Here is a 13,311-nt window from a genome sequence, read left to right as displayed (position 1 = left end):
TATTATTAATGTGTTTTTCCATTTTTTTAAAAACTGTAGTATAATTAGTATTATATGTACTCTTTTTAAAGATTGAGGTTAGTATGCTTTTTTGTGAATAAAAGTGTATCATAAATATTTTATTATTAAACTTTGATTTTTTTTTAGAATAAATATCGAAATGGATAGAAAAATGACTAAATTAATATCAGTAGTTGTAACATGTTACAACCATGAAAATTACATTGAACAATGTTTGCGAAGTATTTTTAACCAAACCTATCGTAACATTGAATTAATTGTTCTTGATGATGGTTCGACAGATTCTTCCTCAGAAGTTATTCAGGAGGTTTTGAAAGAATCGCCTTTTGTGACGATATTTGAATCTCACGAAAATATAGGTGTTGTGAGAACAAGGAATAAAGGACTCAATTTTTTAAATGGGGACTATTTTTTATTCGTAGATAGTGATGATTTCTTGGATGATAGATATGTAGAGGAGTTATATGATTGTGCGAATAATCATCAAGCGGATATAGTGTATTGTGATTTATACAATTTTGAAAAAGATGAAACCTATTTAAAAGCACAAGAGTTTGATTTACATAACTTATTGGAATCAAACTATATTTCAAACTGTTCTTTAGTAAAAAAAACAATATTAAAGGGTATCTATTATGATGAAAAACTTTCAGGGAAAAAACTTGAAGACTATGATTTTTTCTTGAACCTCATTATTAATAATGGTGCTAAAGCAGTATATCAGCCGAATACCAAGCTTAATTATCGCGTTTTTGAGAAAGATTCGATTTCAAAAAGGGACTCCGTACGATATCATTATGAGATCTATCTCGAAGTTCTTGAGAAATATCTGGATAGGCTTCCTCATGACATTTATAAAGCAGTTTGTGATAATCTCATGACTTTAGAAGATCGTTTAGAAAGTTTAATAAGTCACCATAATGATGTTTCTGAATATGTAAAAGAATTACAAAGAAAGCAGAAACAGCTTAATCGTAAGAGTCAAACGCAAGTAGTAGAATTGAAAGAGGCTCGTAAAGAGATACAACTGATTCGAAGTTCTCTTTCGTATCGTATAGGGAATTCTCTGATTAAACCTATTAAAATCACGAAGGTTTTATTAAAAAATCCACGAAAAATCAAGTCTTATTTAAATGCTACAAAGGATAAAATTGTTAGATTACGTCGTCATGTGACCCCACTTAAGGTTCGTCGGTTACGTCGTCTTAGAAATAGTCAACGGTCTGCTCTGTCATTTACTGGTAAAAGAGCGCTAGTCTATGTCATTTTCGAATCTGAAAATCGGTTGCAAGAATACAAATTACGTTTTTTACAGGCCTTGTCCTCGTTGGTGGATGATGTCATTGTTGTTGTAAACGGTCAGCTTCATGTTGAGGATATCAATATACTTGAACCCTATGGACAAGTTTTGACTCGTGACAATAAGGGATATGACACAGCAGCCTTTAGAGAGGGGATCTTTGCTCTTGGTAAAGATACGCTTAAAGATTACGATCAACTGTTCTTGGTCAATGATACCAATATTGGACCAATGAGGGATCTGTCTCAAGTTTGTCAAGAGATGACTGATAAGCATCTTGATTTCTGGGGTATTTCATTTGGAGAAGAGCAAGAAGATGTTACTAAGGAGAACCCATACGGCTATATTCCTAAGCACCTTCAGTCGTATTTTCTAGTTATTGAAAAGCTCATGTTAAATGATGATGCTTTTTATGAATATTGGACACATTTGACAGACACAGATTCTCGCGATAAGGCTATTGGTCGACATGAGACGCGTTTTACCAAGTATTTTTCTGATTTAGGTTATCGTTTCGATGCTGTGGTGCAAGAATACGAAGATTCTGCTATGTATATTCACCCGTTGAGGATGCTTAAAGCAGGTAGCCCTTTGGTCAAATACACAGCTTTGAAAAATTATGATGAGGATCAATTCTTGTGGCAAGGTCTTGAGCGTGAGTCAGAAGTTCCGGATTTGCTAGAGTATGTTGCTGAGAAGACAGATTACCCAGTGTCAATTTTGCAAGAAATTGTCAATAAATTCAAAGCTGTTCCTCGTGAACAATATATTTTATTGATTGATGGTGTTGAAAATATTATTCCACAATGTACGCGCTATCGTGTTTTAAACAAAGCAGAGCAATTACGGAAACATGGATTTGAAGTTAAGGTAGTAAATTTATCAGAATTCGAATTGACTCAAGCTCAAAATGCAAGTCATATTATTATATATCGGTCACCAATTTCTCCTGAACTTCTCCGTCTTTGCCATTTGGCAAAGGACTATGGAAAACCAATTTTCTTTGATATTGATGATTTGGTGTTTGATACGCTATATACTGATCAATTGAGTTATACTAAAGGATTACTACGCCATGAGAAGGAAAATTATGATGCTAATGTTCGAAACTATGGCTATATGCTAGAGAACTGTGACGGTGCTATTACTTCAACGAATCAGTTGCAAAAAGAGTTGAAGAAGTATCAAAGCAAGGTTTTGCTGAATCGTAATCTAGCCTCTGATGAGTTAATCTCTATCAGTAGTCAATTTCTTAAGGACTATTCTCATGTCTCAGACGTGGTTAAGATTGGTTATTTCTCTGGTTCAATAAGTCATAATGAGAATTTTGAATTGATTAAACCAGCTATTAAGCAACTGCTTAAAAAATACAGTAATGTTCAATTACATATTGTCGGAATTCTTGATATTCCAAAAGATATGAAGCCCTTTGAAAATCAAATTGTCACTCACGATTATGTGGACTGGGACAAATTACCTGTATTGATTAGCGAGGTTGATATTAACCTGGCACCGCTTGTGGATTCTATCTTTAATCGTGCCAAATCTGAGATTAAGTGGATTGAAGCTGCTTTGGTGAAAGTACCAACAGTAGCAAGCAAGATAGGAGCTTTCTCGGATATGGTTATTGATGGTGAAACAGGTCTGTTAGCTACTGATGATCAGTGGTTTGACAAGCTAGAAGCTTTAGTTTTATCTCCAGAATTAAGGCAAAACTTAGCAGAATCAGCATACCGAGCAGTCCTTGAAAATTGTACCTTAAGCAAGAAAGATGAAATGGTGACTTATTTTGAACAGAATTAAACAGATAAAAGTTGAAAATTTATTTTTCATATTAGCAACGATATTTATTTTCTCATTTATGTTTCTGTTTCCGATTAATCGTGTGCCAGATGAAATGAACCACGCGCGTATGACTTGGGAGACTATACACAAACCAACGGAGAATTCCTTTAAGTGGATGGATGAGATACCAAGTAGTGATAAGGTCAAACCAAGGGAATATAAACAACTTCTAGCACGCAAAATTGAAATGAAGAATGAGCCATTTAAATTTGGTATTAGTCTAAAAACGATTTCTTTTTTACCTCAATTAATTGGGATGACGATAGGAAGTTGGATTAGTCCCTCGGTTGGGATGATCATTTATATGGGGCGTATCTTTAATGCTTTAGCTTATATACTTGGGTTATACTTTTTAATACGTTATTTTAAGTATGGAAAGACAGCCTTGATGTTTATATCACTATTACCAATTATGGTCCAACAAGCTTCATCTCTTTCTTATGATGTGATGAATTACTTGGAAGTGATGTTGGCTTTTGGTTTTATCACGAATATCGCCTATTCGAAACGATTTACCAATCGTAATTTTGTTCAAGTGATAGGTCTTGCGATTTTGCTTCTAGCAACAAAACCAAATAATATTTTGTTATTAGGTTTGATACCTTTTGTATCATTTGAATTTAGGGGTGTATTAAAAGTTTTAAATAGACCGTTTAAGTCATTAAAGATTATAGTTTCTAGATATAAGTTTGTCTTTTATCTTTTACTACTTATAACAATAGGTTTCATTTTACAATTTTTAATGAGAAATGAAGGTGGTCTCGTCCATTATATTCATGTCCTTTTAAATACACTTGTAAATGCAAGGCAAAATGGAGATTTAAATTCTATTCTCACAATAGGAGTTTTTGGTTATTTAGGAAACTTTACATTGCAGTTACCTCTATGGCTGATTTTTATAGATATAGCAGTATTGGTTTTAATTTTCTTAGCTAATGAAAAAGATTTCTTTTCAAAAGATTTTTCAATTTTTGCAGCCTGGTTGTTTCCAATTCAAGTTCTAGCTACTGTAACAGTTATGTACCTTCAATGGACACCGATTGTTCTTGGACACGGGGCTTCTGTTTCAGTTGGTTCTCAAGGGAGATATTTTACACCATTTTTAATCCTCTTTTTACCTTTAGTGGCAAATTTAGGAAATTTTGAAATCTCGCAAAATAAAGTTTTAAAAATTTCAACCATAACACTACTAGTAAATTTTCTAATTTCCATTTTTTTGATAATTCCATTCTATTGGATGTAGGAGAAAATTATGGCCAAAACAATTCTATTCATTTCACCAACAGGAACGTTGGATAATGGTGCTGAAATTTCAATTGTGAATCTGATGGAATTTCTTGTGAAAAAAGGTTATCGTGTATTAAACGTTTTTCCTGATTATAAAGTTCCATCTCAAGAAGAGTATCAAGTAGGACTTCAGAAAAAAGGGATTGGGACCTATGGTCTTTCAGCTGTCAAATGGTGGTGGGAAGAAGCACCGGGTGGTTTGCCGGCTAATCATTTTATACGAGTGAAATCTTATAATAAAAATGTCAAAGATATTCAAAATATTATTGTAGATAACAAGGTGGAACTTGTCATCAGTAATACAGTCAACGTCTTTCAAGGAGCACTTGCTGCAGCTTTTGAGAATGTCAAACATTTTTGGTTGATTCATGAATTTCCTGAGGGGGAGTTCGGTTACTACAAAGAAAAACTAGACTTTATAGATAAGTTTTCTGATGAAATATTTGCTGTAACAGGAGCTTTAACTGAGGATTTAGAAAAGTATTTTCCAAATAGGAAGATTTATTCCTTTGCACCTTATACTCAAATTGAACCAAAAGAAGATATAAAAGCTGAATCTAATGACCAACATCGTATTGTTTCGGTTGGTCGCTTGACTCAGAGAAAGAATCAGCTTGAGTTAATTAAAGCTTTTCAGATGCTTAATCGAGCAGGAACTGAACTTGTATTTTTAGGCGCATGGGATGAGGATTACAAACAACTCTGTGATGATTATATTGCAGAGCAAGATTTGAAAAATATCTCATTTTTGGGGTATTTAGATGATCCTTGGTCGGAGATTACTGATAAGGATTTAGCTGTTTTTCCATCTAGTATGGAGACGTTTGGTCTTGTTTATGTTGAGTCTGTTTTAAATGGTATTCCAACAATTTTATCAGATAATGCGGGACATAAATCTGCTTTTGAATATATGAAAGAGCAAGGTCGTATCTACCCTTTGGGTGATTTAGATTCTTTAACTAGAATGATTTCAGAGGTCCTTGATGGATTTGACCAAGAGAAATTTGAAGCAGTACAATCAGTTCCATGTTTAAAAGAGAGATATTCTCTTGAGAGAGTTTATGCTAATATTACTGAAAAGATTGAGGATGATGAATTGCGTCATAAAAAAGTAAATCTGAAAGATACAGATTTTTTAAACAGCCGAAAAGCTCTAATAAAGAGTGTAAGATCTGCTTTTAAAAAAATATTTCGACTGAAGAAACTGGGTTAGAATTCTTTATCATAGTGGGAGTATTACAGAAGGAATTTTATTTAAAGCTCCTTCTGTGGCACTCCCTTTTCTGTTTGGATTAGGCAAAAAGCCTAGAAAATGGTATAATTGGATAGACTGTGAATGATTTGAAAGGGAACTCTATGCAACATGTTTTTATTATCGGAAGTCGTGGGCTTCCGGCTCAATATGGCGGTTTTGAGACTTTTGTGGACCAATTGGTCTCCCATCAAGTGTCTTCAGATATCCAGTACCATGTTGCCTGCCTTTCTAATGATCAAGCCTATCATCATTTTGACTATAAGGGTGTCGATTGTTTCACGATCAAAGCACCCAAGCTTGGGCCTGCAAGGGTCATTGCCTATGACATGATGGCCATCAACTATGCCTTGAAGATTATCAAGAAGCAAGGAATTGCAAAGCCGATCTTTTACGTCTTGGGCAATACGATTGGAGCCTTTGTGGCACCCTTTGCGCGTAAGATTCATAAGATGGGTGGGAAATTCTATATCAATCCAGATGGACTGGAGTGGAAGCGGGCCAAGTGGACTAAACCGATTCAAGCCTATCTCAAGTATTCTGAAAAAATCATGACACGCCACGCTGACTTGGTAATTTCTGACAACCCAGGTATTGAGTCCTATATCAAGGAAGCCTATCCTTGGTCCAAGACGACCTATATTGCCTATGGGACGGACTTATCTCCGACCAGCTTGACCCGTCTGGATAATAAGGTCAGAGAATTCTATCAGAAATGGCAGACTCAGGAGAAGAACTATTACTTGATCTTGGGTCGCTTTGTCCCAGAAAATAATTATGAGACCGCCATTCGTGAATTTATGGCCTCTTCCACCAAGCGGGATTTGGTGATTATTTGTAATCATGAAGGCAATCCTTATTTTGAAGAACTCCGAGCTCGAACAGGATTTGATCAGGATCCACGCGTCAAGTTTGTAGGAACGGTCTATGATCAAGACCTATTGAAGTATATCCGTAAAGAAGCCTTTGCCTATATCCATGGTCATGAAGTGGGCGGAACCAATCCGGGTCTCTTAGAGGCTCTTGCTCATACGGATCTGAATTTGGTTTTAGGAGTCTCCTTTAACCAAACAGTTGCAAAGGACGCAGCTCAATATTGGACCAAAGAAGCTGGGAATTTGGCGCATTTGATTGATCAGCTTGATTCTTTAGAAGATGCATCTGAATGGGGGCAACGGGCCAAGGCCAATATGAAGCAAAACTTTACCTGGGAAAAAATTGTAGGTGAGTACGAGGAATTATTCTTATCATGAAAGTAAATATCTTGTTGTCCACCTATAATGGTGAACAGTATCTAAAAGAGCAGGTCAAAAGTATCCAAGACCAGACTTATCAGGATTGGCAACTCTTGATCCGAGATGATGGGTCAACCGACGGTACGGTGGAGATCATTCAAGAGCTGGTAGCCCAGGATGAGCGCATTCGCTTTATCAATCAAGGTGCTATCGAAAATCTTGGTGTCATCAAAAGCTTCCATGCCCTCTTGAAATATGAAAAAGCTGATCTTTATTGCTTCAGTGATCAAGATGATGTTTGGCTTCCTGAAAAAATTGCTCTTCAAGTAGCAGAAGCGACCAAGCAGCCTCAAGAAGTTCCTTTGCTGGTCTACACAGATTTAAAAGTGGTCGATGAAAACTTGAACGTGCAACATGAGAGTATGATTCGCACCCAGTCTGATCATGCCAATACAGAATTGATTCAAGAGTTGACGGAAAATACAGTAACTGGTGGGGTAGCCATGATTAACCATCCACTGGCGGACTTATGGACGGGTCAAGAAAAACATGCACTCCTTATGCATGACTGGTACTTGGCTTTGTTGGCAACTGCCTTTGGAAAGTTGATCTATATCGATCAGCCGACAGAACTGTACCGGCAGCACAGTAGCAACGTTCTTGGAGCTCGAACCCTAAGAAAACGGGTTAAAAACTGGGTTCGCCCTCATATTTTGTTTGCTAAATATTGGAATCTCATCGAGTCCAGTCAAGAACAAGCAAAAAATTTATTGGATCTGCCAGTCAGTTCCCAAAATAAAGAAATCATTGAAAACTTTGTCACCATCATGGACGTTCCACTAAAAGAACGTTTGAGACGGATTCGTCAGTATGGTTATCGGAAGAACCGGGCTTTTCACACCTTTGTGTTTACCAGCTTGATTCTGACAAAGTTTGCATATCGAGGTAAAAAATAATGTTTGATGTTTTTAGTCAGAAAAATCGAATTTTATTACGAGAATTAATTAAAACAGACTTTAAATTACGCTACCAAGGCTCAGCTATTGGCTACCTTTGGTCAATTCTGAAACCCTTGATGATGTTTAGTATCATGTATGTAGTATTTGTTCGATTCTTAAGATTTGATGATGGAACTCCGCACTACGCAGTTGGATTGCTTTTGTCGATGATTTTTTGGAGCTTTTTTACAGAAGCGACAAATATGGGGATGTTGTCTATTGTTTCAAGAGGCGATTTATTGAGAAAGTTGAATTTTCCAAAACAGACTATTGTTGTTTCATCGGTACTAGGAGCAGCTATCAACTTCTCGATTAATTTATTAGTTGTGTTCACTTTCGCCTTGATTAATAATGTCTCATTTGGGATTCATACTCTTGTTATCATTCCTTTATTTATTGAGATTTTGTTTCTTTCCTTAGGCTTTGCTTTTATCCTATCGGCTCTATTTGTTAAATACCGTGATATAGGTCCAGTTTGGGAAGTAGTGCTACAGGCTGGAATGTATGCGAGTCCAATTATTTATTCAATTACATATTTATTACAACGAAATCATACTGATGTTGCAAAACTATTGATGATGAACCCAATTGCACAAATTTTGCAAGATATGCGTCACTATATTATTGATCCAGTCAATCCTCGTGGCTGGGACTTGTTTGATAATAAGTTAATTGCATGTATTCCATATTGTATTCCAATAGTTGTATTTATTATTGGAGTTATTGTATTTAACAGAAATTCTAAACGATTTGCGGAGATTTTATAATGTCAAGTAATATTGCAGTTAAAGTTGACCATGTCAGCAAATACTTTAAGTTACCAACTGAATCGACTCAAAGTTTACGAACAACTTTAGTAAACCGATTTAGGGGGATTAAGGGTTACAAAAAACAAGAAGTTTTACGTGACATTTCTTTTGAAGTTGAAAAAGGAGATTTCTATGGTATTGTAGGACGAAATGGTTCTGGAAAATCTACTCTATTAAAAATTATTTCTGAAATCTATGTGCCGGAAAAAGGTTCTGTCACCATCGATGGTAAACTGGTATCCTTTATCGAGCTTGGCGTCGGCTTCAACCCAGAGTTGACCGGTCGAGAAAATGTCTATATGAATGGCGCTATGCTAGGCTTCTCAACAGCAGAGATTGATGCTATGTATGAGGATATCGTAGACTTTGCTGAGTTGCATGAATTCATGAACCAGAAGCTCAAAAACTACTCATCAGGGATGCAGGTTCGTCTGGCCTTTTCGGTCGCGATTAAGGCCCAAGGTGATATCTTGATTTTGGATGAGGTCCTTGCAGTAGGAGACGAGGCCTTCCAACGTAAGTGTAATGATTACTTTATGGAACGCAAAAAATCAGGTAAGACGACAATTCTTGTTACCCATGATATGAATGCTGTAAAAAAATATTGTAATAAGGCTGTTTTAATTGAAAATGGGTTAGTTAAAGTAGTTGGAAATCCTGATGATGTTGCAAATCAATATAGTTATGATAATGCAGCAAATCAAAAGGTTTCAAATGATGATGTTACAATTGAGGATGCGGATGTAAGCAATTTAAACATAAAATTGCTTTCGAATAAAATGTCAAGTCCTGAAGATCCCATTGAGTTTGAGGTGTCATATGATGTTAATCAGGACATAAAAACTTACATAGCTTTCTCGCTAACTGAAATTGACCGCGGTCTTTGGGTATATAATGATAATTCTTTATCTTTATTAACTGATGGGAAAGGGAGAAAGAATTTCCGCTATTCTTGTAGTTTATCAAGCTTGAATGATATCAAATTAAAACTTCAAGTTTCAGTAAGAGATAGTTCGAATACAATGCTTGCATTTGCAAAGGGAGACAATTCACCTATAATTTTATTAAATCGAACAGATATTTTAGATGATGATTTGTCAGCGAAAGATTCTGCTACCGGATTATTGCAAAGGAATGGGAAATGGGAGACGATGTAGATGAATAGAATTCTACTTTATGTTCACTACAATAAGTCTGATGATTTAAGTAGTCATGTTTTATATCAATTGGAAAAACTTTCCCCACTTTTTTCGCGTATTCTATTGATATCGAATAGTTACTTATCAACTGAACATTTAAAATCCCTACGAAAAATTGGCATTGAAGAAGTTATTCAACGAGAGAATATTGGGTATGATTTTGCTGCCTGGCGAGATGGTATGAATTATATAGGATTTAATTCCTTGGTAGATTATGATTCGGTTACCTTGATGAACGATACATGTATTGGTCCCTTGTGGGATTTAAAAGAGTATTTCGGAAAATTTGAAAAACAAGTAGATATTGATTTTTGGGGAATGACTAATTTTAGAAAAACAAAGTATTTCAAGGAACATCTTCAGAGTTATTTTGTTTCTTATTCCCGTCAAGTTGTGTCGTCAAAAGTTTTTCAAAAATTTTGGACAAGTATTAGGGATTATGAAAATATAAGAAGTGTGATTGATCGTTACGAGACAAGATTTACTGGTATTCTAACTAAATCTGGATTTAAATACGGTGTGGTTTTTAATACTATAAATGAAGATGCAGGTAATCTAATTCACCCTGATTTTTCCTATTATAGACCCGAAGAAATTCTTAATCAACAAGTACCATTTATAAAAGTTAAGGTATTTCAAGTTAATTCTGAACAGACTAATTACATAAAGAGTCAAATCAACAATTTAACTGATTTTCCTATGTCGGTTTTAAATGAACAATTGATTTCAAATGTATATAGTATAACTGATGCGACGGTAGAAAATAAAGATTTTATTTCCAGAATAAAAAAGTTAGTTAGGAGAATATTTAGAGAATAAGATGCTTAACTTTATTAAAAATCAATACATTAAAATATGCTTATTCTTAGTGAGCTTTATTTTATTGTTAGTTGTCAATTTTAATTATTTTTTACCTTTCAATTCCACTCATTCAATTTTATATTTTTCGTATTCTCATTATGCTCCCTTACTCCTTTTTATAAGTATTAGTTTTATATCCGTTGTCCTATCAAAAATTTGGTCAAGATACTTTTTTATTAAGAGTGGTATTATATACTTATTATACTTATCAGGGTCGTATATTATTGAATGTAGTAGAAACGTAAATGTTTTAAAATATAATGTTTTTTCTTTTAAAGCGAATGACTTTTTTCAGGTTAATTTTCTTCTATTTCTTTTCTCTATATTTTTAATTGCATTTATTTATCATTATGTAATCTCAATTTATTGCCCTATTTTTGAGAATAGGCTTATTAAAATTTCTGAGTACAAGGAATATTACTCAATATTATTCCACAGCTTCATGTTAATAGGTTTTTGTCTAACTGATTCAAAAATTTATAAAATATTACCGGAAACTAGTTATTTAAGAGATTTATTTACAGACGGTCTGATTAAAAACCAGTTTTCATATTTAATGGAATTAGATAAATTTATTATTCTTTTAATTATCATACTTTTTCCTTTTGTTTTTTGTAGTATTATTGGTATTGATGAATTATACAGAAATAGACCTAAATTCGGTGCTGCCTTAGTCTGTAGTTCTTTTTTTGCTATCACCTTTAATTATACGATTCAAAATAGTATTAGAACAGATGTTACTATTTTAGGTAGAAATTTATTTCCTGGTGCAACCGCCTTTCAAGTACTTGTATTTTTTGCATTATTTTTACTTATTTATTGTTTATTTAATGAGTTTTTATTAAGTACTTTATTAAGTGTATTTTTAATCATTGGTATATCAATAGCTAGCTATTTTAAGTTTCAATATAGGCAAGAGCCTATTTTGCCAAGTGATTTAAGTTGGTTGATGCATCCAGGTATTATGTTCGATTCGCTTGGGCCTCAATCGTATTTTTATGCGTTTTTAATAGTTTCAGTTTTTTTGGGTTTGTACTTGTTTTGTAGAAAAATATTACTTTATGGGAGTGTATTGGAAAATTATTATCTAAGAGGAATTGTAATAATTTCTATCTTTTCATTCTTCATTGGTATTTATAGTGTTTTTAAACAGAGAAGAGATGGTAAGGTTGATGACAGTATACCTATAATTGGTACTTTAAACAATCAACATGATATTTCTTGGTTTGGAAATACAACGAATGCTCAAATTAAATCATTATCATATGTTTGGTTTTCTCATTTAACATCAGAAGTTATGATAAAACCAAAAGACTATAGTAAAAGTTCTATTCAAAAAATTGAAGAAAAATATAAAAAAGTTGCAGGTAATATAAATCTAACCAGAAAAGAGAATATAAACGAACAAACAGTCATTTATGTATTAAGTGAAAGTTTTTCTGATCCTTCGCGTATTGAGGATTTGAAAGTATCATCTAATCCTATTCCTAAAATCCAAGAAATAAAAAAACGTACGACAAGTGGTTTAATGAAATCGGATGGCTATGGAGGTGGAACTGCTAATATGGAGTTTCAAACCTTAACTGGTTTACCTATGTATAACTTATCTCCTTCCATTTCTATATTATATACACAAGTTGCTCCAGTCATGAATTACTTTCCTTCAATAAGTAATTCTTTCAATTCTAATAATCGGATTGTCATACATATAGCTAGTCCTAGTAATTATTCGCGTAATATTATTTATGGAAACCTTGACTTTGCTAAATTTATTCATTATGGTAATAAAGGAAAAGAGGGTTACAATATAGGTGGGAATTATAGTGATGAGTCTACTTACCAATTAGTACTAAAAAATATGAATAAAGATAGTCAATTCTTTTCAGTAATGACGATGCAAAATCATACACCATGGAATGAACCTAATCCAATTGATATGAACGCATCTTATCCAGGATTTTCTGATAATGCAAATAAGCAATTATCTGCATACATCAGAATGTTATATCATACTGACAATGCCACACAAGATTTCCTAGAAAAGCTATCCAAAATCGATAAAAAGATTACAGTTGTCTTTTACGGAGATCATTTGCCTGGTTTGTATCCAGAATCTGCCTTTAAGAACTATCCAGAAGGTCAATACCAAACAGACTACTTTATTTGGAGTAATTTCGATGCTCCGAAGTTGGACTATCCTTTAGTCAATTCAAGTGATTTCTCTGCTATGGTCTTTGAACAGACCAACTCTAAGGTCTCTCCTTACTATGCACTGTTGACTGAAGTTTTGAAGAAAGCAAGTGTGGACAAAAAAGCTTTGGAAGGAGAAGCGCAAGAGATTGCTGAAGATTTGAAGATGGTGGAGTATGATTTAATTAGTGGCAAAGGCTATCTATCCAAAGATTTCTTCGAAGTACCATCGGCGAAAAAATAGTAGAAAAAGACTCTCTTTCTTGAAGCTGTCATTCAGTTATTTGATTACTGAAATTATTAAAAATAGAACA

Annotated in this window: 9 protein-coding genes; all 9 read left to right on the top strand. The window is 34.0% G+C overall.

All coding sequences use genetic code 11. The annotated features are described in order from the left end of the window. Positions 1-172: 172 nt before the first annotated feature. A complete protein-coding gene (locus I2D56_RS02815) occupies positions 173-3,124 on the top strand; it encodes a rhamnan synthesis F family protein (RefSeq protein ID WP_195347931.1) in 2,952 nt (983 codons plus the stop codon). Then, positions 3,111-4,409: a DUF2142 domain-containing protein gene (locus I2D56_RS02810; RefSeq protein WP_195347930.1), complete on the top strand. Its 1,299-nt coding sequence runs from the start codon at positions 3,111-3,113 to the stop codon at positions 4,407-4,409. The genes I2D56_RS02815 and I2D56_RS02810 overlap by 14 nt, the downstream gene beginning before the upstream one ends. Before the next feature lie 9 nt (positions 4,410-4,418). Beyond that, a complete protein-coding gene (locus I2D56_RS02805; protein ID WP_195347929.1) occupies positions 4,419-5,666 on the top strand; it encodes a glycosyltransferase family 4 protein in 1,248 nt (415 codons plus the stop codon). 143 nt (positions 5,667-5,809) lie between these two features. Further along, positions 5,810-6,958: a beta 1-4 rhamnosyltransferase Cps2T gene (gene cps2T, locus I2D56_RS02800; RefSeq protein WP_195347928.1), complete on the top strand. Its 1,149-nt coding sequence runs from the start codon at positions 5,810-5,812 to the stop codon at positions 6,956-6,958. Then, entirely contained in the window at positions 6,955-7,896 is a 942-nt protein-coding gene (locus I2D56_RS02795; protein WP_195347927.1) for a glycosyltransferase family 2 protein, read from the top strand. Before cps2T ends, I2D56_RS02795 begins: the two co-directional genes overlap by 4 nt. Beyond that, positions 7,896-8,705: an ABC transporter permease gene (locus tag I2D56_RS02790; RefSeq protein WP_003006678.1), complete on the top strand. Its 810-nt coding sequence runs from the start codon at positions 7,896-7,898 to the stop codon at positions 8,703-8,705. Before I2D56_RS02795 ends, I2D56_RS02790 begins: the two co-directional genes overlap by 1 nt. Further along, positions 8,705-9,904 (top strand): ATP-binding cassette domain-containing protein, encoded by a 1,200-nt coding sequence (locus I2D56_RS02785; RefSeq protein ID WP_195347926.1) that lies wholly within the window; start codon positions 8,705-8,707, stop codon positions 9,902-9,904. The genes I2D56_RS02790 and I2D56_RS02785 overlap by 1 nt, the downstream gene beginning before the upstream one ends. After that, positions 9,905-10,765, top strand: a complete 861-nt coding sequence (locus I2D56_RS02780; RefSeq protein WP_195347925.1) for a rhamnan synthesis F family protein — start codon at positions 9,905-9,907, stop codon at positions 10,763-10,765. It abuts the gene before it with no gap. Between the two features lies 1 nt (position 10,766). Continuing rightward, complete coding sequence (locus I2D56_RS02775) at positions 10,767-13,241, top strand: LTA synthase family protein (RefSeq protein ID WP_195347924.1); 2,475 nt, start codon at positions 10,767-10,769, stop codon at positions 13,239-13,241. Positions 13,242-13,311 lie beyond the last annotated feature (70 nt).

This window comes from Streptococcus australis (assembly GCF_015553625.1).
Lineage (GTDB): Bacteria > Bacillota > Bacilli > Lactobacillales > Streptococcaceae > Streptococcus > Streptococcus australis_B.
Note: the sequence above shows the minus strand (reverse complement) of the source record. Positions and strands in the feature narration are given on the sequence as shown.

Excerpts from the sequence above, each read along its gene's own strand:
- I2D56_RS02815 (WP_195347931.1), top strand. The coding sequence starts at position 173 with ATGACTAAATTAATATCAGTAGTTGTAACATGTTACAACCATGAAAAT.
- I2D56_RS02805 (WP_195347929.1), top strand. The coding sequence starts at position 4,419 with ATGGCCAAAACAATTCTATTCATTTCACCAACAGGAACGTTGGATAAT.
- cps2T (WP_195347928.1), top strand. The coding sequence starts at position 5,810 with ATGCAACATGTTTTTATTATCGGAAGTCGTGGGCTTCCGGCTCAATAT.
- I2D56_RS02795 (WP_195347927.1), top strand. The coding sequence starts at position 6,955 with ATGAAAGTAAATATCTTGTTGTCCACCTATAATGGTGAACAGTATCTA.
- I2D56_RS02790 (WP_003006678.1), top strand. The coding sequence starts at position 7,896 with ATGTTTGATGTTTTTAGTCAGAAAAATCGAATTTTATTACGAGAATTA.
- I2D56_RS02785 (WP_195347926.1), top strand. The coding sequence starts at position 8,705 with ATGTCAAGTAATATTGCAGTTAAAGTTGACCATGTCAGCAAATACTTT.
- I2D56_RS02780 (WP_195347925.1), top strand. The coding sequence starts at position 9,905 with ATGAATAGAATTCTACTTTATGTTCACTACAATAAGTCTGATGATTTA.
- I2D56_RS02775 (WP_195347924.1), top strand. The coding sequence starts at position 10,767 with ATGCTTAACTTTATTAAAAATCAATACATTAAAATATGCTTATTCTTA.